At 71.0% G+C, this 24,309-nt stretch carries 20 protein-coding genes; 13 read left to right on the forward strand and 7 right to left on the reverse strand.

What is annotated here, in order from left to right:
* Positions 1–33 precede the first annotated feature (33 nt).
* Positions 34–552, forward strand: a complete 519-nt coding sequence (locus ACWDMM_RS03935; protein WP_323123920.1) for a GNAT family N-acetyltransferase — start codon at positions 34–36, stop codon at positions 550–552.
* A gap of 13 nt (positions 553–565) precedes the next feature.
* Here the strand turns inward: ACWDMM_RS03935 and ACWDMM_RS03940 are convergent, their stop codons facing one another.
* Positions 566–2,107 carry a glycerol-3-phosphate dehydrogenase/oxidase gene (locus ACWDMM_RS03940; RefSeq protein ID WP_449935829.1) on the reverse strand — a complete coding sequence of 514 codons (1,542 nt, stop codon included), beginning with the start codon at positions 2,105–2,107 and terminating at the stop codon, positions 566–568.
* A gap of 43 nt (positions 2,108–2,150) precedes the next feature.
* On the reverse strand, positions 2,151–2,771 hold the full coding sequence (locus tag ACWDMM_RS03945) for a TetR/AcrR family transcriptional regulator (protein ID WP_195077544.1): 621 nt from the start codon (positions 2,769–2,771) through the stop codon (positions 2,151–2,153).
* 145 nt (positions 2,772–2,916) lie between these two features.
* Here ACWDMM_RS03945 and ACWDMM_RS03950 point away from each other — a divergent pair, with 145 nt between their 5' ends.
* Positions 2,917–4,494 carry an FAD-binding oxidoreductase gene (locus ACWDMM_RS03950; RefSeq protein ID WP_449935985.1) on the forward strand — a complete coding sequence of 526 codons (1,578 nt, stop codon included), beginning with the start codon at positions 2,917–2,919 and terminating at the stop codon, positions 4,492–4,494.
* Positions 4,491–5,435: a YegS/Rv2252/BmrU family lipid kinase gene (locus ACWDMM_RS03955; RefSeq protein WP_449935831.1), complete on the forward strand. Its 945-nt coding sequence runs from the start codon at positions 4,491–4,493 to the stop codon at positions 5,433–5,435. Before ACWDMM_RS03950 ends, ACWDMM_RS03955 begins: the two co-directional genes overlap by 4 nt.
* A 20-nt stretch (positions 5,436–5,455) precedes the next feature.
* Here the strand turns inward: ACWDMM_RS03955 and ACWDMM_RS03960 are convergent, their stop codons facing one another.
* Positions 5,456–6,115: an AAA family ATPase gene (locus ACWDMM_RS03960; protein ID WP_323123919.1), complete on the reverse strand. Its 660-nt coding sequence runs from the start codon at positions 6,113–6,115 to the stop codon at positions 5,456–5,458.
* Between the two features lie 159 nt (positions 6,116–6,274).
* Positions 6,275–6,868 (reverse strand): helix-turn-helix domain-containing protein, encoded by a 594-nt coding sequence (locus ACWDMM_RS03965; RefSeq protein ID WP_195077545.1) that lies wholly within the window; start codon positions 6,866–6,868, stop codon positions 6,275–6,277.
* Positions 6,869–6,959: 91 nt separating this feature from the next.
* On the opposite strand from ACWDMM_RS03965, the gene ACWDMM_RS03970 reads away from it, so the two are divergent.
* The 10 genes from ACWDMM_RS03970 (at position 6,960) to proB (ending at position 20,865) form a co-directional block, all read left to right on the forward strand.
* A complete protein-coding gene (locus ACWDMM_RS03970) occupies positions 6,960–7,886 on the forward strand; it encodes an NAD(P)/FAD-dependent oxidoreductase (RefSeq protein ID WP_195077546.1) in 927 nt (308 codons plus the stop codon).
* Positions 7,887–8,186: 300 nt separating this feature from the next.
* Positions 8,187–10,865 carry a valine--tRNA ligase gene (locus tag ACWDMM_RS03975; protein ID WP_195077547.1) on the forward strand — a complete coding sequence of 893 codons (2,679 nt, stop codon included), beginning with the start codon at positions 8,187–8,189 and terminating at the stop codon, positions 10,863–10,865.
* Positions 10,866–10,942: 77 nt separating this feature from the next.
* Positions 10,943–12,328: a bifunctional tetrahydrofolate synthase/dihydrofolate synthase gene (gene folC, locus ACWDMM_RS03980; protein WP_449935988.1), complete on the forward strand. Its 1,386-nt coding sequence runs from the start codon at positions 10,943–10,945 to the stop codon at positions 12,326–12,328.
* 106 nt (positions 12,329–12,434) lie between these two features.
* A complete protein-coding gene (locus tag ACWDMM_RS03985; protein ID WP_195077548.1) occupies positions 12,435–12,851 on the forward strand; it encodes a DUF4233 domain-containing protein in 417 nt (138 codons plus the stop codon).
* Positions 12,852–12,937: 86 nt separating this feature from the next.
* Positions 12,938–13,354, forward strand: a complete 417-nt coding sequence (ndk, locus tag ACWDMM_RS03990) for a nucleoside-diphosphate kinase (protein ID WP_039796656.1) — start codon at positions 12,938–12,940, stop codon at positions 13,352–13,354.
* Positions 13,355–13,823: 469 nt separating this feature from the next.
* Positions 13,824–17,084 (forward strand): translation initiation factor IF-2 N-terminal domain-containing protein, encoded by a 3,261-nt coding sequence (locus ACWDMM_RS03995; protein WP_449935836.1) that lies wholly within the window; start codon positions 13,824–13,826, stop codon positions 17,082–17,084.
* Between the two features lie 330 nt (positions 17,085–17,414).
* Positions 17,415–17,726 carry a 50S ribosomal protein L21 gene (gene rplU / locus ACWDMM_RS04000; protein WP_039796660.1) on the forward strand — a complete coding sequence of 104 codons (312 nt, stop codon included), beginning with the start codon at positions 17,415–17,417 and terminating at the stop codon, positions 17,724–17,726.
* A 22-nt stretch (positions 17,727–17,748) separates the two neighbouring features.
* Positions 17,749–18,015: a 50S ribosomal protein L27 gene (gene rpmA, locus ACWDMM_RS04005; protein WP_195077549.1), complete on the forward strand. Its 267-nt coding sequence runs from the start codon at positions 17,749–17,751 to the stop codon at positions 18,013–18,015.
* Between the two features lie 121 nt (positions 18,016–18,136).
* Positions 18,137–19,591 (forward strand): GTPase ObgE, encoded by a 1,455-nt coding sequence (obgE, locus tag ACWDMM_RS04010; protein ID WP_195077550.1) that lies wholly within the window; start codon positions 18,137–18,139, stop codon positions 19,589–19,591.
* Between the two features lie 131 nt (positions 19,592–19,722).
* On the forward strand, positions 19,723–20,865 hold the full coding sequence (gene proB, locus ACWDMM_RS04015; RefSeq protein WP_397069921.1) for a glutamate 5-kinase: 1,143 nt from the start codon (positions 19,723–19,725) through the stop codon (positions 20,863–20,865).
* Between the two features lie 838 nt (positions 20,866–21,703).
* On the opposite strand, the gene ACWDMM_RS04020 is transcribed toward proB, so the two are convergent.
* The 3 genes from ACWDMM_RS04020 to ACWDMM_RS04030 form a co-directional block, all read right to left on the reverse strand.
* On the reverse strand, positions 21,704–23,023 hold the full coding sequence (locus tag ACWDMM_RS04020) for a superantigen-like protein SSL4 (protein WP_357205112.1): 1,320 nt from the start codon (positions 23,021–23,023) through the stop codon (positions 21,704–21,706).
* Positions 23,020–23,394, reverse strand: a complete 375-nt coding sequence (locus ACWDMM_RS04025; protein ID WP_195077552.1) for a hypothetical protein — start codon at positions 23,392–23,394, stop codon at positions 23,020–23,022. Before ACWDMM_RS04025 ends, ACWDMM_RS04020 begins: the two co-directional genes overlap by 4 nt.
* A gap of 93 nt (positions 23,395–23,487) precedes the next feature.
* The gene (locus tag ACWDMM_RS04030) at positions 23,488–24,192 is read right to left on the reverse strand and encodes an ESX secretion-associated protein EspG (RefSeq protein WP_357104513.1); all 705 of its coding nucleotides are present in this window, start codon (positions 24,190–24,192) and stop codon (positions 23,488–23,490) included.
* Between the last annotated feature and the right edge of the window lie 117 nt (positions 24,193–24,309).

The raw sequence follows: 24,309 nt of genomic DNA on the forward strand, positions 1-24,309 counted from the left end.
GCCCGCCCGCCGATGGGCATTCACAATGAGCCGGTGATCCGGCCCGCGACGCCCGAAGACCTCCCCGTGCTGCAAGACATCGAGTGTGCGGCGGGCGAGCCGTTCGCGGAAATCGGCATGACGACGGTGGCCGACGACGAACCACCCCCGCTGGCGACGCTGCGACAGTTCCAGCAGGCGGGACGGGCCTGGGTGTGGACCGATGACGAGCTGCCGATCGGTTATCTCCTGGTGGGGGTGGTCGACGGGAACGCCCACATCGAGCAGGTCTCGATACGCCCGGAGCACGCGCGGCGCCGCATCGGCAAGCGCTTGCTCGACCGGGCCGCGCGCTGGGCGGCGACCGCGGGCCTGCCCGCGTTGACCTTGACCACGTTCACCGAGGTGCCGTGGAACGGCCCGTATTACGAACGCCTCGGCTTCCGGTATCTGTCGGCCGCGGAAGAGACGCCGGGGCTGATCGCACTGCGCGCCGCCGAGCGGGCCCACGGGCTCGACCGCTGGCCGCGCGCGTGCATGCGCGCGGAGCTGTCCACCTGGTCGATGGACTGAGCGAACCGGCCCGTCAGGTGAGGGCGCGCGCGGCTGCGGGTGCCGCGGCGACCCGGTCTGCGGCGATCAGGCCGATGCGCGTGCGCCGATCCAGCAGGTCGTCGGCATCGAGCGCCCCCTCGTGGGACACCGCGAACGCGAATTCCGCCGCCAGCACGTCGATTCCGGGTGCGACCGGTTCTGCGAGCGCGGGGTCACGGCGGGCCGCGGCCAGCACGGTGGCCGCCTCGCCGCCGTAGCGGTCGATCAGTACGGGCGGGGCGTCGATGCGATCGCGCTCCGCGCCGGAGACCGCGCCCACCAGCGGCAGCCGCCGGGTGCGGCACGGTCCCGCGGTCAGGCCGCCGTGCGCGACCGCGGCGTCGATCGCGTCCTCGGCCATTTTCCGGTACGTGGTGAGCTTGCCGCCCACGATGGTGACGATCCCGGTCGGGGATCGCAGCACCGCGTGCTTGCGGGAGATGTCGGCGGTGCTGTCGTCGGCGGTCTCCAGCAGCGGGCGCAGTCCGGCGTACGAGCCGCGGATGTCGTCGCGGGTCAGCGGCTCGCGCAGGGCGGGATTGACGGTGTCGAGTAGGAAATCGATCTCACCGTCGGTGGCCTTCGGCTCGTCGGGCACCGGGCCGGGGGCATCTTCGTCGGTCAATCCCAGGTACACCCGGCCGTGCGCGGCGGGAAAAGCGAAGACGAAGCGGCCGACGCTGCCGGGCACCGGTACGGTGAGCGCTGCGGTAAGGCCACCGAAGGAGGCGGCGGAGAACACCAGGTGGGTGCCGCGGCTCGGGCGCAACCGGATGCTCGGATCCACCTGATCGGCCCAGACGCCGGTGGCGTTCACCACGGCGCGCGGCCGCACCGCGAGGGTCTCGCCGGTGCGCGTGTCGCGCAGGGTCGCCGAATTCCCGGTGACGTCTCGGGCTTCGACGCGGGTCAGAATCCGTGCGCCGTTGGCCGCCGCGGTGCGCGCCAGTGCCACGACCAGGCGCGCGTCGTCGACGAGCTGTCCGTCCCACGCCTGCAGCCCGCCGCGCAGATCCGCCCGGCGCACGGTCGGTGCGAGCCGCACCGCCTCCGCTGCGGCGACGCGCCGGGACCGTGGCAGCAGCGCCGCGGGGGTGCCCGCACCGCGCCGCAGCAGGTCACCCGCCAGGAAACCGGCGCGCACCAGCGCGGCTTGCGCCGTGCCGACGTTCGGCAGCAGCGGTACCAGCTGGGGGAGCGGGCGCACCAGGTGCGGCGCCGTGGTGCGCAGGAGGATGCCGCGTTCCACCGCGCTCTCGTGCGCGATGCCGACCCGGCCGCTCGCCAGATAGCGCAGGCCGCCGTGCACCAGCTTGGAACTCCAGCGGCTGGTGCCGAAGGCCAGGTCGTGGCGTTCCACCAGCACGGTGCGCAGCCCGCGGGCCGCGGCGTCCAGTGCCGCGCCCGCGCCGGTGACGCCGCCGCCGATCACCAGGACGTCGACCTCGGCGCCGTCGCCGAGCCGGGACAGATCCGCGGCGCGGCGGGCGGCGTTCAACGCGGAATCACCGATGTGTCCCGGATCAGGGTTCATCACGAGGCCTTTCGGTTCTGACGAGAAGCGCGCGAAACACGGCTCATCGCGTGTGCCTCGGTTCGCCGGTCTCGCGGTGGTCGAGGTATCCGTCGATCGCGCGGCGGAGTTCGGTGTCGAGGTGCTCGCCGGCCAGCAGCGGTGCGACGGTGCCCGCCGACTGCACCGCGGACTGGGCGATCAGCAGCAGCATCGTGGCCATGCGATCGGGGTCGCCCGCGCGGATCGAGCCGTCCCGCTGGCCGTCGCGGATACCCGCCGCGAACAGCTCGATCAGAGCGCGCTGGTTGCGTCCGAGCCTGCCGAAGACGTAGGTGAGCATGAGGTCGGTGTCGGTGCGGAAGATCTTGCCGAACAACGGATTCGACCGGACCGTCGCCGCCCCGGCGACCACGCCGTCGACCAACCTGGCGCGCGCGCTGCCCGCGGACGGCATCGTCGCCGCCACGATCCCGCGCAGCTCGCGCACCAGCAGTTCGGCCACCAGCGCGCCGGTATCCGGCCAGCGGCGGTAGACGGTCGGTCTGCTGACGCCCGCTCGGCGCGCCACCTCGGTGAGGGTGGTGCGGCGCACGCCGAACTCCGCCACGCAGGCGCGGGCGGCGTCGAGAATCGCCAGGTCGGTCGCCGAGAGGCGCTCGGCGGAGTCGTCGGGAGCGGTCAACGTGTCACCACCGGGAAGTAGATCGGCAAATCATTACTGCTTGACACTCTATGTCAAACTGTAACGCATGGTGGAGACAGAGCAGCGCACCCCGGCCGATCCGGCTTCCGCCGCGAAGCCCGACGTGAGCGGGCCGGCGGCGAGTATGGTCTGGGATGCCTGGGGTGTCCCGGCCGGGCACCAGCCACTCTCGGATCGGGTCCGCGGCCTGCTGACGCAGGTGTTCGGGGTATCCGGCGACTCGGTGGCGCGTCGCGACGAGGGCGACGTGCCACTGCGCGAATCGGCGTTGACGCCCGCGCGGCGAGCCGGGTTGGTCGAGGTGGTCGGCGCCGGCAACGTGTCGACCGACCACCGCGATCGGCTGCGGCACGCAGGGGGCAAGAGCACACCCGATCTGCTGCGCCGCAGGGCCGATGGCCCGCAGGACGCGCCGGACGCCGTCGTCTTCCCGGCCGGCCACGACGAGGTGCTCGCCGTGCTGGCCTACTGCGCGGCGAACTCCGTCGCGGTGGTTCCGTTCGGCGGCGGCACCAGCGTGGTGGGCGGCGTGCAACCGCTGCGTGGTCGTTTCGACATCGTGATCGCCCTGGATCTACGCAGGCTGGACACGGTCACCGAGATCGATCCGATCAGCGGCACGGCCACGCTGGGTGCGGGACTCACCGGTCCCCGCGCGGAGGAACTGCTCGGCGAGCACGGGCTTTCGCTGGGGCACTTCCCGCAGAGTTTCGAGTTCGCCACCATCGGCGGCTTCGCGGCGACGCGGTCATCCGGCCAGGCTTCGGCGGGCTACGGCCGCTTCGACGACATGGTGCAGCGGCTGAAGATCGCCACGCCCAGTGGCACCCTGGCGCTCGGGCGCGCCCCCGCCTCGGCGGCCGGGCCGGACCTGCGTGAGCTGTTCGTCGGATCGGAAGGGACGCTCGGCGTGATCACCGAGGTCACCTTGCGCGTGCACCCGGTCCCGGAAACCATTGCCTACCAGGCATGGTCGTTTCCCGATTTCGCGACCGGCGCCGCCGCCCTGCGCGCTGTGGTGCAGGAGGGCGCGGCGCCGACCGTGCTGCGGCTGTCCGACGAGGCGGAGACCGGGATCAACGTCGCCCGGTCCGGCGACGTCGGCGGCAACCCGGTGGCCGGATGCCTGGCCATCACCACCTTTGAGGGCAGCGCCGCGCACGTCGCCGCGCGCAGCGCGGAAGCGGGTGCGCTGCTGGCGGCGGCGGGCGGCTCGGCCCTGGGCGAGACACCGGCCAGGGAGTGGGAGCACGGTCGTTTCGCCGCGCCGTATCTGCGCGACGCGCTGCTGGATGTGGGCGTGCTCTGCGAGACGCTGGAAACCGCCACCACCTGGTCCAATGTGATCCCGCTCAAGGCGGAGGTGACCGCGGCGCTGAGCGAGTCGCTCAGCGCCGAGGGAACGCCGCCGCTGGTCATGTGTCACATTTCGCACACCTACCCGACCGGGGCGTCGCTGTATTTCACCGTCGTCGCCAAGCAGGCGGACGACGCGCCGGCCCAGTGGCAGGCCGCCAAGCGCGCGGCCGGCGACGCCATCATCGCGGCGGGCGGCACCATCACCCATCACCACGCGGTCGGCACCGACCATCGTCCCTGGGTTCCGGACGAAGTGGGTGAGCTCGGCGTGCGCGTCCTGCGCGCGGTGAAGGCCGAACTCGACCCGGCCGGCATCATGAACCCCGGAAAGCTGGTGCCGTGAACGACCATTCGCCGGTGCGCAAGGTCACCGTCGTGACCAACCCGCGTTCCGGGCACGGCAGGAGCGGCGAGGCGGCGAGCGCCGCGATCGGCCGGCTGCGCGCGGGCGGCGCCGAGGTCACCGAGGTGTGCGCGCCCTCGGCCGCCGAAACGGTCCGGCAGGTGCGGGAGTCCATCGCGGACGCGGTCCCGCCCGATGCCGTGGTCTGCGTCGGCGGCGACGGCTTGCTCAACGTGACCCTCCCGGCCGTGGCGCAGACCGGCGTCCCGCTCGCCATGGTTCCCGCAGGCACCGGCAACGACCTGGCCAGGGAACTGGGTGTGCCGACCGACGACCCGGTCGCCGCCGCTGCGCTCGTGCTGCGCGGGCGGACCAGGACGATCGACCTCGGCAGGATCGAATCGCCCGGCGCGCCGATGTGGTTCGCCACGGTGACCGGCACCGGGTTCGACGCGCGGGTCACCCTGCGCGCCAACGAGATGCGCTGGCCCAAAGGCAGGCTGCGCTACACCCTCGCCGCGCTGTCCGAGATTTCCGGCCGCTTCACCGTGCCCTACCGGGTCGAGCTGGTGGACGCGGTGACCGACGGTCTCACCAACCCGGGCGCGGGCTCTGTGCTGGAGACCGAAGCGGTCATGGTCGCGGTCGGCAACACCCGCACCTACGGCGGCGGCATGCTGATCTGTCCGGACGCGATCATGGACGACGGACTGCTCGACCTCACCGTGGTCGGCGCGCTGTCGCGCCGGGAGATGCTGCGCTTGCTGCCCGCGCTGTCGGCGGGAAAACGCCAGGATCATCCGGAGGTGAAGCAGTTCCGTGCCGCGGCCGTGACGCTCACCGCAGCGGGCGCGCCCGCCACCGCCGACGGCGAACCGGCGGGCGTCCTGCCGATCACCATCCGGGCCGTCCCGGCGGCTCTGACCGTGCTGGTGCCTTGAGCCGCATCGGCTTTCGCCGGTCAGGCGAAGGTCACGCACCGCAAGTTGTCCACGGTGGCGCGGTCGGCGATGACCACCGACCGCGCGCCGCGGGCGGCGTGTCCGGTGGCCACCGCGCTCATCAATCGGCCCCAGCCGCGCACGTGCAGCCGGAAGGCGACGCGGTTGATCCGCCGTCCGCGACTGTGCTGACCCGCCTTGGCCACCGGTGCGGGCACATCGAGCAGGAGCAGGTGCAGTTCGCGATGCGCGGCCCAGCGGGCGATCAGGGTGCGCGCCCACTGGAAGGTGGCGCAGTCGTGGATGACCACCGGGCCGCCCGCACGCAGCGCGGCGCGGATGGCGAGGAAGTGCGCCACGTGCACCACCGGTCGCCATAGGAGATACGGCAGCCACCGGAGTTTGGGCCGCCACCGATTGCGCGCCTGTATCGAGTCGAGCACCAGCACCCCGGCGGAACTGCGCGACGGTGCGGTGGCCGCCGCGTCGGCGTCGAAGAACTTGCCCAAGGCGGTGCTCTTGCCCGCGCCGGGGACGCCGGCGACGATCAGCGCCGCCGCGGCGGGATATCGGAGCTCCGCGACCGCGTGACCGCGCAGATCATGCAGTGCGGCCGGGAACAGGATCGGCGGCGCCGGTTCCGGGACGTGCTGCGGCGCGGCTTCCAGCGGGGGGTTCACCTCTCCCAGCGTCCGTGGCCGAGACGCGTTCGACAACCGGGAAAACCCTGGTTTTTCTTGGTGATTCGCCGGGGAGGGCGCGCCTGGGGTGTTCACCCTCTCCAGCCTTCCGAGTTTTCGCCGATTCGGCAATATCGGACATTTCAGGCACGTGTCGGTTCACGTGGGTTTGCGGCCAGCCGACCGCGCTCTCAGATGCATTCGCTCGCCCTGGGAACCGAATAGGCTCAAGATTTCCACCGGGCCCCGCCCCGCGCTGCCGAACCAATGGGGTTGGCGGGTGTCGAATTCCGCGGCTTCGCCGGGGCCGAGCGTCAGATCGTGCTCGCCCAGCACCAGCCGCAGCCGTCCCGACAGCACGTAGAGCCACTCGAAACCCTCGTGCACCTTCGGGTCCGGCTCGCTGCGCTCGGGTGGAATGACGATCTTGAACGCCTGCAGCGGCCCCGGTTGCCGGGTCAGCGGAAGAATGGTCAGCCCGTTGGTCTTGCGTGCCGTCGTGTGGACCCGGGGGTCGGCGATCTTCGGTGCGGCCACCAGTTCGTCCAACGGCACCTGATGGGCCATCGCGATCGGCAGCAGCAGTTCCAGGCTGGCTTTTCGCTGGCCGGATTCGAGCCGCGACAGCGTGCTCTTGGAGATCCCGGTGCTTTCCGCCAGCGCGGTGAGTGTGACATTGCGGCGGGTCCGCAGTGCTTTGAGTCGCGGACCGATGTCGGCGAGGGCTCGGGCGACGCCCGGTGGTGTGGACATGTCACCAGTGCACCGCGTTTTCCCGGATTCGGCAATATTAGTTGCTGAATGCCGCCGGTCGACGGCACTGTGTCGGTGGAGGTGATCGCGAATGAGCGAGACATATGACGTGGTGATCGTGGGTGGCGGTGCGGCGGGGCTGTCCGGGGCGCTGGTCCTGGCCCGCGCGCGGCGGCGGGTCGCGGTGGTCAGGGGCGGTGCGCCGCGCAACGCGCCCGCCGAGCACATGCACGGGTTCCTGTCCCGGGACGGCATGCCGCCCGCGGAATTGCTGGCGGCCGGAGCCGAGGAGGCGGCGGGCTACGGCGCGGAGCTGATCTCCGACTTCGTCGTCGGCGCGGAACCGGCGGGGGACTCGGAGTTCGCGCTGCGGCTCGGCGGCGGTGCGACGCTGCGAGCGCGCCGCGTGCTGGTCGCGACCGGACTGCGCGACGAACTGCCGCAGCTGCCCGGAGTGCGCGAACGATGGGGCCGCGACGTCCTGCACTGCCCCTACTGTCACGGCTACGAGGTTCGTGACCAGCCGATCGGCGTGCTCGGCGGACCGGAACCCGGCGCCATGGCCAGGGCGGTGCACCTGGCGCTGCTGCTGCCGCAGTGGTCCGGCGACGTCGTCTTCTTCCCCAACACGATGCCGCTGTCCGATGGTGAGCGCGCCCACCTGGACGCGCGCGGGGTCCGTGTGGTCGAAGGCGCGGTCGCGCGGTTCGTGGTGGACGACCGGCTGCGCGGTGTGGAACTGGCCGACGGGCGAGCCGTGCCGAGAACGGCGATGTTCGTCGCGCCGGCCTTCCGCGCCGCCGACGACGTGCTGGTGGCGCTCGGCTGCGCCTTCGACGACAACGGCTGGGTCGTGACGGACGCCACCGGGCGCACCAGCGTGCCCGGTGTCTGGGCCGCCGGTAATGTGAGCAATCCGGCCGCCCAGGTGATATCCGCGGCGGGCGCCGGCTCGACCGCGGCCATCGCGATCAACGGCGATTTGGTGCTCGCCGACGTCGCCGTCCTCGCCCGATAAGGGGTGTATCCGGGGTAGAAAATGCCGGAAGCTGAGAATTGCTTATGGATTCCGAGTGCGGTCGTGGATCGCCGGTAAGCTTCTGACATAGGCGGAGTGTTCGGTGTCCCTCATCCACCGAAGACTCCGCCTTTCTTCGTCTTCGTCGTGGAATTCCCCTCCGAATGATTCCGCGCGGCGTCCCTGCGGGCCGATACCCTGCCGATTTCCGAAGTGCCACCGGCGGGTGGATGCGTGGGCGGCGGTGATCCGGGTCGACCGACCCGAAGTCGGCCGATCGACGCGCTCTAGAATCGCGGGGTGACCAGCGCAGCCCCTGACAACACGCGTAATCGTGCCGATGCACTCCCCAAGAGCTGGACGCCCAGCGAGGTGGAGGCCGAGATGTACGAGCGCTGGGTAGCCGCTGGCTATTTCACCGCCGACCCCGGCAGCGGCAAGCCGGCCTATTCGATCGTGCTGCCCCCGCCGAACGTCACCGGCACGCTGCACATGGGCCACGCCCTCGACCACACCCTGATGGACACGCTGTCGCGCCGCAAGCGCATGCAGGGTTACGAGGTGCTCTGGCTGCCCGGCATGGACCACGCGGGCATCGCCACCCAGACCGTGGTGGAAAAGCAGCTCGCGGTGGACGGCAAGACGAAGGAAGACTTCGGCCGCGAACTGTTCGTGCAGAAGGTGTGGGACTGGAAGCGGGAATCCGGCGGCGCCATCCAGTGGCAGATGCGCGCTCTCGGCGACGGCGTGGACTGGAGCCGCGACCGCTTCACCATGGACGAGGGCCTCTCGCGCGCCGTGCAGACGATGTTCAAGCGGCTCTACGACGCGGGCCTGATCTACCGCGCCGAGCGGCTGGTGAACTGGTCGCCCGAGCTGCGCACCGCTATCTCCGACATCGAGGTCAAGTACGAGGACGTGGAAGGCGAGCTGGTCTCGCTGCGCTACGGCTCGCTCAGCGACGACGAACCGCACGTCGTCGTGGCCACCACCCGGGTGGAGACCATGCTCGGCGACACGGCGGTGGCCGTGCACCCGGATGACCCGCGCTACCGACAGCTGATCGGCACCACTCTGGAGCATCCGATCACCGGACGGCAGATCCCGATCGTCGCCGACGACTACGTCGATCCCGAGTTCGGCTCCGGCGCGGTGAAGATCACACCGGCGCACGACCCCAACGACTTCGAGCTGGGTCTGCGGCACGGGCTGCCGATGCCGACCATCATGGACGAGCGCGGCCGGATCACCGGCACCGGAACCGAATTCGACGGCATGGACCGTTTCGAGGCGCGCGTCAAGGTGCGCGAGCGGCTCGCGCGGGAGGGCAGGGTGGTCGCGGAGAAGCGGCCGTACCTGCACTCCGTCGGGCATTCCGAGCGCACCGGCGAGCCGATCGAGCCGCGCCTGTCCATGCAGTGGTGGGTGAAGGTCGAATCGCTGGCCAAGGCCGCCGGCGATGCCGTGCGCAACGGTGACACCGTGATCCACCCCAAGAGCCAGGAGCCGCGCTGGTTCGGCTGGGTCGACGACATGCACGACTGGTGCATCTCGCGCCAGCTGTGGTGGGGCCACCGCATCCCGATCTGGTACGGCCCCGAGGGCGAAGTGGTGTGCGTCGGACCCGACGAGCAGGCGCCGGAGGGCTGGGTGCAGGACCCGGACGTGCTCGACACCTGGTTCTCCTCCGGCCTGTGGCCGTTCTCCACGATGGGCTGGCCACACGCCACCGCCGAACTCGAGAAGTTCTATCCCACCAGCGTGCTGGTCACCGGCTACGACATCCTGTTCTTCTGGGTGGCGCGGATGATGATGTTCGGCACCTACGTCGCCGAGGACGCCGTGCTGACCACCGGCAAGGGCGGCCAGCGGCAGGTGCCGTTCAAGGACGTGTTCCTGCACGGCCTGATCCGCGACCAGTTCGGCAAGAAGATGTCCAAATCGCGCGGCAACGGCATCGACCCGCTGGACTGGATCAACGCCTTCGGCGCCGACGCGACGCGCTTCACCCTCGCGCGCGGCGCGCAGCCGGGCGGCGACCTCTCGGTCGGCGAGCCGCACGTGCTCGCCTCGCGCAGCTTCGTGACCAAGGTGTTCAACGCGACCAAGTTCGCGCTGATGAACGGCGCGCGGGTGGGGGAACTGCCCGACCGCGCCCAGCTCACCGACGCCGATCGCTGGATCCTGGACCGGCTGGACGCGGTGCGCGCCGAAGCCGACGCCGCGTTCGACGCCTACGAGTTCGGCAAGGCGTGCGAGGCGCTCTACCACTTCGCGTGGGACGAGCTGTGCGACTGGTACCTGGAGCTGGCCAAGGTGCAGTTCGCCGCCGACGGCGCGCGCGCGGAAGCGACCAGGCTGGTGCTCGGCGCCGTGCTCGACGCGGTGCTGCGCCTGCTGCACCCGGTCGTCCCGTTCGTCACCGAGGCGTTGTGGCAGGCGCTGACCGGCGGCGAGTCGATCGTGATCGCGCCGTGGCCGCAGGCCTCCGGCGTGCCCGCGGACCGGGAAGCGGCGCAGCGCATCTCGGACACCCAGCGGTTGATCACGGAGATCCGGCGGTTCCGCAGCGACCAGGGCTTGGCCGACAAGCAGAAGGTCGCGGCCAAGCTGATCGGGGTCGACGCGGCCGGGCTCGGCGAGCAGGCGGCGTCGGTGGCGAACCTGGCGCGGCTGACCGAGCCCGGCGCGGGCTTCGCCGCGACCGCGTCGGTGGAGGTCCGCCTGAGCACCGGGACGGTCACCGTGGAGCTGGACACCTCCGGCGCGGTCGATCTGGACGCCGAACGCCGCAGGCTGGAGAAGGACCTGGCCGCCGCGCAGAAGGAACTCGAGACCACCACCGCCAAGCTCGGCAACGAGGCGTTCCTGGCCAAGGCGCCCGAGCACGTGGTCGAGAAGATCCGCGGCAGGCAGCAGGTGGCCGCCGACGAGGTGGCCCGGATCGGGGCGCGACTGGCGGAGTTGAGCGGCAAGTGAACCACGAGCCGGAACCGCAATACGGCGACGACGAGCGCCGTGGCGGCGGCGCGCGGCTCGGCTCCGGCCCCTCGCCGGTGGAACTGGCCGAGATGGCGCTGGTCGAGGCGGAACTCGACCGGCGCTGGCCGGAGACCAAGATCGAGCCGTCGCTCACCAGGATCGCCACGCTGATGGACCTGCTCGGCTCGCCGCAGCAGAGCTACCCGGCCATCCACATCGCGGGCACCAACGGCAAGACCTCGGTGACCAGGATGATCGACGCGCTGCTCACCGCACTGCATCGGCGCACCGGCCGGATCACCAGTCCGCATCTGCAACTGGCCACCGAGCGGATCAGCATCGACAACGCGCCGATCAGCCCGGCGAAATACGTGGAGATCTACCGTGAGCTGCTGCCGTACGTCGAGATGATCGACAGGCAGTCGGCGGCCGCGGGCGGGCCCGCCATGAGCAAGTTCGAAGTGCTCACCGGCATGGCCTACGCCGCCTTCGCCGAGGCGCCGGTCGATGTCGCGGTCGTCGAGACGGGATTGGGCGGCACCTGGGACGCCACGAACGTCATCGACGGCCAGGTGGCGGTGATCACGCCGATCGGCTTGGACCACACCGACTACCTCGGTCCGGACCTCGCTTCGATCGCGGGGGAGAAGGCCGGGATCATCAAGCGCGCCCCGGAGAGCCTGGTGCCCCGCGACAACGTCGCGGTGATCGCGCAGCAGGAGCCGGAGGCGATGGAGGTGCTGCTGCGCCGCGCCGTCGAGGTGGACGCGGCGGTCGCCCGCGAGGGCTCGGAGTTCCGCGTGCTCGCCCGGCAGATCGCGGTGGGCGGGCAGCAACTCGAGTTGCAGGGCCTCGGCGGGGTGTACGACGAGATCTTCCTGCCGTTGCACGGCGAGCATCAAGCGCGCAACGCGGTGCTCGCGCTCGCGGCGGTGGAGGCATTCTTCGGCGCGGGCGCGCAGCGCAGGCTCGACATCGACGCCGTGCGCGCGGGTTTCGCGAGCGTCACCAGTCCGGGGCGGATGGAGCGGATGCGCAACGCGCCGACCATCTTCATCGACGCCGCGCACAACCCGGCGGGCGCGCGAGCGCTTGCCGCGACGCTGACCGACGAATTCGACTTCCGCAAGCTGGTCGGCGTGGTCGCGGTGCTCGGTGACAAGGACGCCGACGGCATCCTCACCGCACTGGAGCCGGTGTTCGACGAGATCGTCGTCACCAGCAACGGTTCGCCCCGCGCGCTGGACGTGGACACCCTCGCCGACCTCGCGGTGCAGCGCTTCGGCGACGAGCGCGTGGTTTCCGCCGCCACGCTGCCCGACGCGCTGGAGACCGCGATCGCGATCGCCGAGGAGGTGGGCGACGCGGGCGAGATGGTGTCCGGCGCCGGGGTGATCATCACCGGGTCGGTGGTCACGGCGGGCGCGGCCCGCGCACTGTTCGGAAAGGACCCGGCGTGAGCGCCGGGTGTGCGTACGGCGGCCCGCTCGACCATGACGGGACCGAGAGCCACCGCACGAGCGCCGGTCGCCCGGTGCGTCCGGTGGATACCGAGGAGGGCACAGCATGAGCGAACCGGCCGAACGAGACGAACAGCCGGTGCCCGCGCCCGCGACCGACCCGTGGAAGGGCTTGCGCGGGGTGATGGCGGGGACGCTGGTGCTGGAGGCGATCGTGGTGCTGCTCGCGTTACCGGTGGTCGCCGACGTCGGCGGCGGGGTGACCTGGTTGTCCGGCACCTACCTCGTGGCGCTCGCGGTGGTGATGTTCCTCGGTGCCGGAGTGCAGCGGCGGCCCTGGGCGCTGCCGTTCAATCTCGCCTTGCAGGCGCTGGTGCTGCTCGGCGCGTTCATCCACGTGTCCATCGGCGTCATCGGCGTGGTGTTCGCCGTGGTCTGGGGCTTCATCCTGGTGCTGCGCGCCGACGTGCGCGGCCGGATGGAGAAGGGGCTGCTGCCGAGCCAGCGCATCCAGCGGTCCTAGCCGCGGGCGCACGGCGCGGGAGCGCCGGAAACGATCAGCCGACCGCTCGTGCGGGGGCCGGAAGGATGCCCGATAGGCTGGGCGCCGTGACTGAGCAGACGTTGGTACTCATCAAGCCGGACGGTGTGGCCCGTGGCCTTGTCGGCGAGGTGCTGGCACGGATCGAGCGCAAGGGCCTGAAGATCGCCGCCCTGGAGCTGAAGCACGTATCGGAGGAACTGGCCAAGGGCCACTACGCCGAGCACGCCGAGAAGCCGTTCTTCGGGTCGCTGATCGAGTTCATCACCTCGGGCCCGGTCGTCGCGGCCATCCTGGAGGGCCCGCGCGCCATCGCCGCGTTCCGCCAGATCGCGGGCGGCACCGATCCGGTCGAGAAGGCCGTGCCGGGCAGCATTCGCGGGGACTTCGCTCTGGAGACCCAGGAGAACCTGGTCCACGGGTCCGATTCGCCCGAATCGGCCAAGCGGGAGATCGCCCTCTGGTTCCCCGAACTGCCCGCCTGACCGGGTCTCGATCGCCGGGCCCGCGCCGCCGCGACACCTGCGTTCGCGTCGCGGGCCGGGCCGAGTCGAGCGCCGATGGCGAACGCCCGGCGCGCGGTATGGGATACTGGCATCGGCTGCTTTCGACGCCGACTGTTCGTGCAGGTGCGCGAACGAAACGTGACGAGGGCAGCCGGATGACACCACGGTTCGATGCCGATCATCGCTGCCATGGACAAACGGCCTGGTCAACGGGCTCGCTGTTCGTGTAGGCACGCTGGATGAGCGCTCGCGCCGCGGAGTTCAGCCATACAGCCAGGCGCCGCGTGACCAGTTAGCCCGACCGACGCACAACCGAGGAGATAACCGGGCACGCGGGGCGAGACCACTGATCTCGCGCCCACCGGGTGTGAGTCGAACGGACAGCGCCCCCGCGTCGGCCGCGTCACTCCCGCCGGGAGGGACGCGCCCGGGGGCCCGAGGAGACTTCGTGGCCGATCAAGAGCCGCTGGAAACAACATCACAGGATGCCGAACAATTGCCGGAGCGAATCCGAGTTCACGCACTCGCCAAGCTGCTGGGGGTAACGAGCAAGCGCATCCTGGCCAAGCTGACCGAGATGGGGGCGGACGCGCGCAGCGCCCAGTCGAACGTCGACCGGGCCGTCGCGGAGTCGGTGCGCGACGCCTTGGTGACGGTCGAGGCCGACGCCGCGACCGAGCAGCCCGCCGCAGGGCCGCAAGACGCCGCCGCGCCCGCGCAACCCCAGGAGGACGCGCCCACGCGGACGGCGCCCGCCGCCGAACAACCGGCGCCTCGGGCCGAAGAGCCCGAACCGGGCCGTGACGGTCCCTTCTCCGGTGCGGGCGTCATCTTCTCCGCACCGGACACGCCGTCCACCACGCAGCCGCCGCTCGGCGCCACCCCCAGCCACACGCAGCTGTTCACGCACTCGGTGCGGCCGGAACCGGAGCCGGCGGCCCCCGCGGTGTTCGAGTCCGCCGCCGTCGTGCAGGCGCCGCTGTTCCTGTCACCGGATGCCGCGGCCGCCGAGCAGGCGCGCAAGCAGCGCCGCGCCGAGCGGGAGGCGCGCCGCACCGAGGAGCAGGCGCCCGAGCCCGTCGAGGACGAGACCGAGGTCGCCGAGGACGAACGCGAGTCGGCCGATCAGCAGGATGATGCCGAGGGCCAGCCGAGGCGCAGGCGCCGCGGCCGCCGGGGGCGTGGCCGCGGCCGGGGCGAGCAGCAGTCCGAGACCGACGGCGATGGCGAGGACACCGAGTCCGAGACCGACGAGGAGTCGGCTCCCGCGCCCGCGGAGCAGGCCGAGTCCGCGGCGGCGGAGTCCACGGAGGCCGCCGAGGGCGATGGCGAGGACGAGGACGGCGTGCCGGAAGGTTCCAGCCGTCGTCGCCGTCGCCGTCGTCGCCGCAAGGTGGCCGGTGAATCGGGCGAGAACGAGTCCGCCGACGACGACCCGCCGAACACGGTCGTGCACGAGCGCGAGCCGCGCAACAAGAGCCGCAGCCGGGCCGCGGTCGACGAGGTCCAGGGCATCACCGGCTCCACACGGCTGGAGGCGAAGCGGCAGCGCAGACGTGACGGACGCGAGGCGGGCCGTCGCCGTCCGCCGATCCTGACCGAGTCGGAGTTCCTGGCCCGGCGCGAAGCGGTGGATCGCGTGATGGTGGTACGCGAGAAGTCCTTCCCGGACCACCCCACCGCGACGCAGGTGGCCGTGCTCGAGGACAACGTCCTGGTCGAGCATTTCGTGACGAGCACCGGCTCCGCGTCCATGGTGGGCAACGTCTACCTGGGCAAGGTGCAGAACGTGCTGCCCAGCATGGAGGCCGCGTTCGTCGACATCGGCCGCGGCCGCAACGGCGTGCTGTACGCGGGCGAGGTCAACTGGGAGGCCGCCGGGCTCGGCGGCAAGGAGCGCAAGATCGAGCAGGCGCTCAAGCCGGGCGACCAAGTGCTGGTCCAGGTGAGCAAGGACCCGGTCGGCCACAAGGGCGCCCGGCTGACCACGCAGATCAGCCTGGCCGGACGTTTCCTGGTGTACGTGCCGGGCGGCACCTCCACCGGGATCAGCCGCAAGCTGCCGGACACCGAGCGCAAGCGCCTCAAGGAGATCCTGCGCGACATCGTGCCCGCCGACGCGGGCGTGATCATCCGCACCGCCTCCGAAGGCGTCAGCGAGACCGAGCTGGCCCGCGACGTGGAGCGGCTGCAGGCGACCTGGCGCAAAATCCAGGAGCAGACCGGCAAGGACAACAACGCGCCCAAGACGCTCTACGAAGAGCCCGATCTGCTGGTCAAGGTCATCCGTGACCTGTTCAACGAGGACTTCTCCAAGCTGGTCATCGAGGGTGACCGGGCCTGGAGCACGGTGGAGAAGTACATCGGCACCGTGGCGCCGGACCTGCTGGCCAGGGTCTCGCGGCACGACAACAACGGCGTCGACGTGTTCGAGACCTACCGGATCGACGAGCAGCTGGCCAAGGCGCTCGATCGCAAGGTGTGGCTGCCTTCCGGCGGCACCCTGGTGATCGACCGCACCGAGGCCATGACGGTGATCGACGTGAACACCGGCAAGTTCACCGGCGCGGGCGGCAGCAATCTGGAGGAGACGGTCACCAGGAACAACCTGGAGGCGGCCGAGGAGATCGTGCGCCAGATGCGGCTGCGCGACATCGGCGGCATGATCGTCGTCGACTTCATCGACATGGTGCTCGAGTCCAACCGCGACCTGGTGCTGCGCCGCCTGACCGAGGCGCTCGGCCGGGACCGCACCCGCCACCAGGTCTCCGAGGTCACCTCGCTCGGCCTGGTCCAGATGACCCGCAAGAAGCTGGGCACCGGCCTGGTCGAGGCGTTCTCCACCACCTGCGAGCACTGCCACGGACGCGGCATCCTCGTGCACAGCTACCCGGTGGAGACCGGTTCCGGCGAAGAGCCCGCAGGGCGCACCCGCGAGAGCGGTTCGCGCAGGCGTCGTGGCCGGGACAAGGGTGCGGCCGCGGCGCCGCAGCCCGCCAACGGGTCCGGTCCCGCCGCCGAGCACACCGAGGACGACGCGGCCGTCAAGCGGGCGCACCCGGTGGCGCTGGCGATGGCGGCGCACCAGCCCGACGACACCGAGCAGGCGCCGGGGACGGCCGGCGATACCTTCGCCGAGCCGCAGGTCGCGGGGGTGGGCGAGGCCACCGTCGCCGACGCGGCCACCGAGGAGCGAGTCGTCACGGAGACCGTGGAGGCCGCGGTGGCGGTGCCCGCCGAGGAACCGGAGACCGAGCCCGCCGAAGTGGTCGAGGTCGTCGAGGAAGTCGAGAAGACCGAGGCGGTGCCGGCGGAAGAGCCCGTCTCCGCGGGCGAGGCCGACGCGGAACCCGCCGGTGCGGTTGTCCCGGCCGCCGAGCCCGTAGCGGTGTCCGCTGCGGTCGCCGAACCCGAGCCGGTCGCCGAAACCGCGGCGGCCGCCGAGCCCGTCGCGACGACCGAGAACGGTGCCACCGCCAACGGTGCCGCCGAGCCGAGCCGTCCGGCTCGTCGCCGGAGGGTTGCCCGTTCGGCCGCCGCGCCCGCCGCGGACAGCTCCGGCGCGGTGTTCGTGCTGCCCACCGGAGAGCAGGCGCCCGCGCCGGCGATCGACTACTCCCAGCCGGAGCCGGTCGAATTGCCGCAGCGCAGCAGGCCGCGCAGGCGGTCGGTCGGTCGCCCGGCAGGCGCGCCGGACGCCTCGAACTGAGGTCTGGCCGCCGTCCCGTGGCCCTCGCCGGTCCTTCCGGCGGGGGCCACGGGCGTCCGGGCAGCGAATCCGCGGCACGACCGCGGTGCTCGGGCGGACGCCGGTTTGGTCGTCACGGTGGCCGTCCTGTAATCTTGGACAGTCGCTGCCCGGTGACAACATGTTTTGTCTTCGTGGCCCGGTTCTCGACAGTGCGATACCGAGAGCCACCAGATGCCGAGGCGGTGGCGATTACCAGACCAGTCGTGTGGCGGTTTCCGGTGGCATCAGACCGGAGGAGTCGCCGCGTGAGCAAGTGCCGAGCACTATAGGAAGAAGGGCAGCCGACCGATGGCAACGTACGCGATCGTCAAGACCGGCGGAAAGCAGTACAAGGTCGCGGTCGGTGACCTGGTGAAGGTCGAGAAGATCGAGGGTGCGCCGGGTACCGCCGTGGCGCTGGATCCGGTTCTCGTCGTCGATGGCGCCGAGCTGACCACCGATGCCGACAAGCTGGCCAAGGTCTCCGTGGCCGCCGAGGTGGTCGAGCAGACCAAGGGCCCGAAGATCCGCATCCACAAGTTCAAGAACAAGACCGGCTACCACAAGCGCCAGGGTCACCGTCAGCCGCTGACGGTCCTGAAGGTCACCGGCATCAAGTAAGACATCCCGAGGAGAACCAGCCATGGCACACAAGAAGGGTGCGTCCAGTTCCCGGAACGGACGCGATTCCAACGCCCAGCGACTCGGCGTCAAGCGCTTCGGCGGCCAGACGGTCAAGGCGGGCGAGATCCTGGTGCGTCAGCGCGGCACCCACTTCCACCCCGGCGTGAACGTCGGCCGTGGCGGTGACGACACCCTGTTCGCCCTGGCGGCGGGCGCGGTGGAGTTCGGCACCAAGCGCGGACGCAAGACCGTCAACATCGTCACCCCGGAGCCGGTTCAGGCCTGACCGCCGAACCACATCCGGATAGACAGCGAGCGGGTCAGGGTCTCGGAACCCTGGCCCGTTTTTCGTGTTCGCGAACGACCGCTCTCAGTACGACCAGTCCCGAAGGAGGATGATTCGGCGTATGTCCAAGTTCATCGACCGTGTCGTGCTACATGTGCGTGCGGGCAAAGGCGGCCACGGCTGCGCTTCGGTGCACCGCGAGAAGTTCAAGCCGCTCGGCGGCCCGGACGGCGGTAACGGCGGCAACGGTGGAGACGTCATCCTCGAGGTCGACTCCAACGTGCACACGCTGCTGGACTTCCACTTCCACCCCCACGCGAAGGCCGGCAACGGCAAGCCGGGTGAAGGCGGCAACCGCGACGGCAAACAGGGCGCCGACCTGGTGCTGAAGGTGCCCGACGGCACCGTGGTGCTCGACGACGACGGCAAAGTGCTCGTCGACCTGGTCGGCACCGGCAACCGCTTCATCGTCGCCCGCGGCGGCCGCGGCGGGCTCGGCAACGCCGCGCTGGCCTCGAAGGCCCGCAAGGCGCCGGGCTTCGCGCTGCTCGGCGAGGACGGCGAAGAACTCGACTTGGTGCTCGAACTGAAATCGGTCGCCGACGTCGGGCTCGTCGGCTTCCCTTCGGCGGGCAAGTCCTCGCTGGTCTCGGTGCTCTCGGCGGCCAAGCCGAAGATCGCGGACTACCCGTTCACCACGCTGGTGCCCAATCTCGGCGTCGTCGCCAGCGGTGAGACCACCTTCACGATCGCCGATGTGCCGGGACTGATCCCGGGCGCCAGCGAGGGCCGCGGCCTCGGGCTGGACTTCCTGCGGCACTTGGAGCGCTGCGCGGTGCTCGCCCATGTGGTGGACTGCGCGACGCTGGAGCCGGGCCGCGATCCCGTGTCCGACGTCGACGCGCTCGAGGCCGAACTCGCCGCCTACCAGCCCGCGCTCAGCGCGGACGCCGGGCTCGGCGACCTGGCCGACCGCCCCCGCGTGGTGATCTTGAACAAGATCGATGTGCCCGACGCGGCCGAACTGGCCGAGATGGTGACCCCGGAGTTCACCGCACGCGGTTGGCCGGTGTTCGAGATCTCCGCCGTGAGCCGGGCGGGCTTGCGCCCGTTGACCTTCGCTCTCGCGGACCTGGTGCGCCGCTACCGTGAAGAGCATCCGAAGGCCGCGCCGAAGCGCCCGGTCATTCGCCCGATCGCGGTGGACGACACCGGATTCAGCGTGATCGCCGACCCGGAGGAGCCGGGCGGCTTCATCGTGCGCGGCACCCGGCCGGAGCGGTGGGTGCGGCAGACCCAGTTCGACAACGACGAGGCCGTGGGTTACCTGGCCGACCGTCTCGCGCGCTTGGGCGTGGAAGACGAGCTGGTGCGGCAGGGCGCGGAGCCGGGAGCGCCGGTGACCATCGGCGACGTGACGTTCGACTGGGAGCCGCAGATCTCGGCGGGCATCGACATGGTGCCCACCGGGCGCGGCACCGACATCCGGCTCGAGCAGACCGACCGGGTCAGCGCGGCCGAGCGCAAGCACGCGTCCCGGGTGCGCCGCGGCCTGGTACGCGAAGACGAGGAGTAGGACGTGGACCACGGTCGAGCCGCCGTGCGCCCCCGGTGGGCGCCGGACTCGATCGTGCGCGGTCCGGTCCAGGCCGGGACAACCGCCCCGGCCGACGTGGATTCGATGGTGGTGCAGGGAGTTCGGTGGCGATGCAGGTGAGGTCTATCAGCGCCGAGGCGGATTCCTCGGGCCTGAGCGAGGCGCGGCAGGCGATCGCGGCGGCGCGACGGGTCGTGGTGAAGATCGGCTCGTCCGCGCTGACCAGCCTGAAGGGCGGACTGGACACCGCGCGGCTGGATCGGCTGGCCGACGCGGTGGAGGCGCGGATGCGCGCCGGATCCGATGTGGTGGTGGTCTCCTCGGGCGCCATCGGCGCAGGCATCGCGCCGCTGGGCTTGACCAGCCGTCCGCGTGACCTGGCGACCAAGCAGGCGGCGGCGAGCGTCGGGCAGCTGGCCCTCGCGCACGCCTGGGGCACGTCGTTCGCCCGCTACGACCGCACGGTGGGGCAGGTGCTGCTGAGCGCCGACGACTTCGCCCGGCGCGAGCACCACCGCAACGCGCAGCGCACCCTCGATCGCCTGCGCTCGCTCGGCGCGATCGCGGTGGTGAACGAGAACGACACGGTCGCGACGGAGGAGATCCGCTTCGGCGACAACGACCGGCTCGCCGCGCTGGTCGCCCACCTCATCGGCGCCGACGCGCTGGTGCTGCTGTCGGATGTGGATGGCCTCTACGACGGCGACCCCCGCAAGGGCGCGGCCACGCTGATCCCCGAGGTGCGCAGCAGCGCCGATCTGGACGGCGTCATCGCGGGCAGCGGTGGCGCGCTCGGCACCGGCGGCATGGCGTCCAAGCTGTCGGCGGCGCGCCTGGCCGCGGACGCGGGCGTGCCGGTCCTGCTCGCCGCCGCGTCGTCGGCCGCCACCGCGCTGAGCACCGGCACCGTCGGGACCGCGTTCGCCGCCCGCCCGGTACGGTTGTCCGCCCGGAAATTCTGGGTCCGGCACGCCGCCGACAGCCGTGGCACGCTGCTCATCGATGACGGCGCGGTCCAGGCGGTGGCGCACCGGCGCCGGTCGCTGCTCGCGGCCGGGATCGTCGGCGTCCGCGGCCGCTTCTACGGCGGTGACGTGGTGGACCTGGTTGCCCCGGACGGCCGCGTCGTCGCCAGGGGCGTCGTCGAGTACGACAGCACCGAACTGGCGGGCATGCTCGGCCGCTCCACCGCCGAACTCCCCGACACGATGCAACGTCCCGTCATCCACGCCGACGACCTCGTGAAGGTCTGAGCACGCGCCGTTCGAGTCGGCGCCCGATGCGCTACGTCCCGGAGCTCCGATCACCGCGAGGCATGGCTGCTGAAGCCCTCCGTATCTCGGGGGCAGTCGCACCGACCGCTGCCAGCCGAACGCAGTACGACGTGGTCGGGCATCATGGCCGGCATGCACGATTGGCCCGCACCCGACTCCGGAGAGGTCCCGACCCCGGAATTGGTCGCAGCGTGGGTAGCGCTCGACACCATCCCGTCCGAACGAATCCCACTCTGGGCAGCGCAGTGGCTGATTCAAGGGTACGACGGTGAAACGCTCAGAGAATTGGCTGGGTTGAGTGGCAGGGATCCTCATGAGGTCCACGACATACTGCCCGCGGCGCTGGCCGACTGCGGCGCAGCCATCCCGGACTCGGACGCAGCCGCGGCCCAGGTGGCGTTCACCAAACTCGCACGCATGCACGCCGACAACCGAGCCACCGAGAGATGGGTCCTGGGCAAGGTTTACGAGATCGTCGCCCGGTCCGGCTATGCCGACAGCGTCCTCGCACTTCCACTCGGCCGGATATTCGATCTCGAAGACGAGTGGGGAGCGGGCTGGGGTCGATCGGAACCGCAACTCGCATATGAGATACAGAACGCATGCAGAACCCAACTCGCCACGAGTCGCCCAGCACACGACCACTAGGCCGTTCGACCCCCTCACGGTGTCCGGCGCAACATGATCAGGCGTATGCAGCCGAGAGGTGCGGCGCTGTCGTGGCGATCGGAGTGGTCCGACCGCCACGAGTGCTGCTGACGGGTCCGAGGTCGCCAGGACGCGCCTCGCGTTGCGGCGGAAGATCCGGTGCGGGGCGTCAGGATGGGACGACGCCGGGTTGGTTGGTGGTCGGGATCTGCTGTTGGCTGCCGTCCACCGGTCCGGTGACTCCGGGTTGGCCGTTCGGGTCGGGCATCGGCACGGAGGGTGCGGGAGGCGGCGCGGGCTGCGGGCTCGGCGGCGGTGCCTGAGGCGGTTGGGGGGCCTGGGGCGCTGGCGGCGCGGATGAGCTCGGTGGTTCGGGGGCCGGCGGTGGGCTCGGTGGCGCAGGTGGCGCGGATGAGCTCGGTGGTTCGGGGGCCGGCGGTGGGCTCGGTGGCGCAGGTGGCGCGGATGAGCTCGGTGGTTCCGGGGCCGGAGGCGGGGGTGGTGGCGCGGACGAGCTCGGCGGCTGCGTCGGTTCCGGGGTCGCAGGCGCTGCCGGGGCGGATGAACTGGGTGGTTGCGTCGGCTCGGTGGTCGGCGGCGGGGGAGGGGCCGACGAACTCGGCGGTTGCGTGGGCGCCGGGGACTGTGGCGCCGGAGTGGGGCTCGGCGGCGCGGTTGTGGACGGCGCCTGCTGTGTCGACTCCGGTGACGGAGTGGGCTGTTCGGTGGACGGCGCTTGCTGCGTCGGAGCCTGCTGGGCAGGCGGTGCGGAAGGAGTCTGCTGCGATTCCGGCTTCGGCTGTGTGGGTGGCGACGAATTGTGTGATGGCCCCGGCGTTTCCGGACCGGAAGGCTCGGGCTGCGTTGCGCGCGGCGACCATTCGTCGTTCGGTGATGTCTGCTCGGGCGCCGAGTATCGCGGCGTGCCGGGCGAGGCGGACTGCGGCGCCGTGGCCGCGGGCGGTGCGGGCAGCGCGGGCACGGCGGATCCCGCCGCGGAATAGGCTGGTTTGTAGACCATGTTCATCGTGAGCACGGCCTCTTGGCGCAGCGCCTCCTGCGCCATCTGCGCGTCGATGACGTGCGCCGCCTCCAGCAGTTGCGCTATCGCGCCGACCGGTCCGGAAGCGCCCGGCGGAACCACCGCGAGTTTCACCGCCTCGGCGGCCGCGGCGACCCCGCCGAGCCGTGCGCCTACTTGACCGAGCACCGCGGCCAGCTCGTCGGCCGACGCCGCGAAACTGCGAGCGCAGGCCTGGGCGGCGTCGGCGGCGGCGCCCCGCCACTCGGCCGTGTTCATCACGCGGTCGACGCCGCCGTGGGTGAGCGGGAACGACGTGGCGAGCGCGCCGGCCGCGTCGAGCCAGATCGTCGAGGCGCGCAGCACCTGCGCGGCGTCGATCTGCTGCGCCTTCGCGTAGATCTCCTCGTGCCGCAGCGACTCGAAATGTTCCATCGAGTTGATGTAGGTGGGATCGGAACCGGTCATCGGGGCAACCTCGTCCGGACCGCGCGCAGAGCGGCGGCACTCGCCGCGTCGGCCTCTTCGAACAGTCCTCCGCTGATCAGGAACGCTTCCTTCATGCGGTAGGCCGCCTCGATGTAGTGATCGAGCAGCGCCGCCGCGTCCCGCGCTTTATGGCTGAAACCCGCCTGCAACTGCTGGGCGGAGACGAACCCGCCGAAACCGCCGAGTTCCGCGGCGGATTCGAGGCTCTGCTGTAGGTGGATCAGCCGATCGGCCTGCCGTTCGTACATCTCGGCGCACTGCCGAGCCGCCGCCGGATCGAACTGGACGGTCCCGGCCTGCGCGGCCTCCTTGAATCGGGCGATATCGGCTCGGCTGTTCTCGATCGTCATCGCTCACCCCTGAGATCGGTCGGTCCGCCCCAGACTAACCGGAAGCCCTGTGCGGGGTCAGCAATAGGCACCGGCCGCGGTCACGAAAGTGAGCTATATCGGTATGCGCTTTTGCAATTGGGTGGCGATCTGCTCGGCCGACGCGGGCGCGATGCGCACTTCGTCGCCCGCCTTGATCAGGTATCTTCCGTCGTCACGCACATCGATCCAGGTGTAGTGGATCGGTGGGGGCGGGGTCGGGCGATCCAGCCGCGGTTCGATCCTGATGTGGCCCTCGGCGGTATGCGGCTCCAGCAGCAACTTGCGGATCCGTGGCGCCGCCTGCTGTCGTGCGGGCACGGTCTCCTGATCGCGCACCGCGGCTCCGGACGCGACACGAGCGGGTTCGCGGCCCGCGGGGGTCTTCGGCAGCAGCGCCGCGATCCGCCGGCCCAGTTTGGCGCTGTGTCCGATCGAAATACGCACGCGTCCACCGAAATCGGGGCTCGTTCCGGGTTCCTGCACCGCGAGCACGGCGCGGTCGTAGATGGCGGCGGCCAGCAGCCGCAGTTCGCCCCCCGGCTGGTGGGTGCCGCCGATCGCCACGATCCTGGTGTGCGGCCTGGCCAGAATGCGCAGGCAGGCCGACAAGTCGGGATCGGAGCCGAGCGGCAGCCGCTCGGCCAGAGTGATGCGCAGCTTCTCGGCGTCGTCCTCGGTTCTGGGCGTTTCCAGGATGCGCAGCGGGAAGGGGTGGCGGTCCAAGTCGGTCTCGCGCCATATGTGGGCGAACTCGTCCGGAGTGAAGGTCCATTCCACGGCCGAATCACATCCTCACCGAACCCGCCAATGCTGCTCGTAGCCTAGCGTTTCCGACGCCGGACGGGGGAAGTCCCGCGCGGGGACCCCGGCGCCTCGCCGGACGCGTCCGGCATC

Source organism: Nocardia sp. NPDC003726 (genome assembly GCF_053586955.1).

Bases quoted from the DNA above. Each gene is read 5' to 3' on its own strand.
- ACWDMM_RS03940 (WP_449935829.1), bottom strand. From the start codon at position 2,107: ATGAACCCTGATCCGGGACACATCGGTGATTCCGCGTTGAACGCCGCC.
- ACWDMM_RS03950 (WP_449935985.1), top strand. From the start codon at position 2,917: ATGGTCTGGGATGCCTGGGGTGTCCCGGCCGGGCACCAGCCACTCTCG.
- ACWDMM_RS03965 (WP_195077545.1), bottom strand. From the start codon at position 6,868: ATGTCCACACCACCGGGCGTCGCCCGAGCCCTCGCCGACATCGGTCCG.
- ACWDMM_RS03970 (WP_195077546.1), top strand. From the start codon at position 6,960: ATGAGCGAGACATATGACGTGGTGATCGTGGGTGGCGGTGCGGCGGGG.
- ACWDMM_RS03985 (WP_195077548.1), top strand. From the start codon at position 12,435: ATGAGCGAACCGGCCGAACGAGACGAACAGCCGGTGCCCGCGCCCGCG.
- rplU (WP_039796660.1), top strand. From the start codon at position 17,415: ATGGCAACGTACGCGATCGTCAAGACCGGCGGAAAGCAGTACAAGGTC.
- rpmA (WP_195077549.1), top strand. From the start codon at position 17,749: ATGGCACACAAGAAGGGTGCGTCCAGTTCCCGGAACGGACGCGATTCC.
- obgE (WP_195077550.1), top strand. From the start codon at position 18,137: ATGTCCAAGTTCATCGACCGTGTCGTGCTACATGTGCGTGCGGGCAAA.
- proB (WP_397069921.1), top strand. From the start codon at position 19,723: ATGCAGGTGAGGTCTATCAGCGCCGAGGCGGATTCCTCGGGCCTGAGC.
- ACWDMM_RS04020 (WP_357205112.1), bottom strand. From the start codon at position 23,023: ATGACCGGTTCCGATCCCACCTACATCAACTCGATGGAACATTTCGAG.
- ACWDMM_RS04025 (WP_195077552.1), bottom strand. From the start codon at position 23,394: ATGACGATCGAGAACAGCCGAGCCGATATCGCCCGATTCAAGGAGGCC.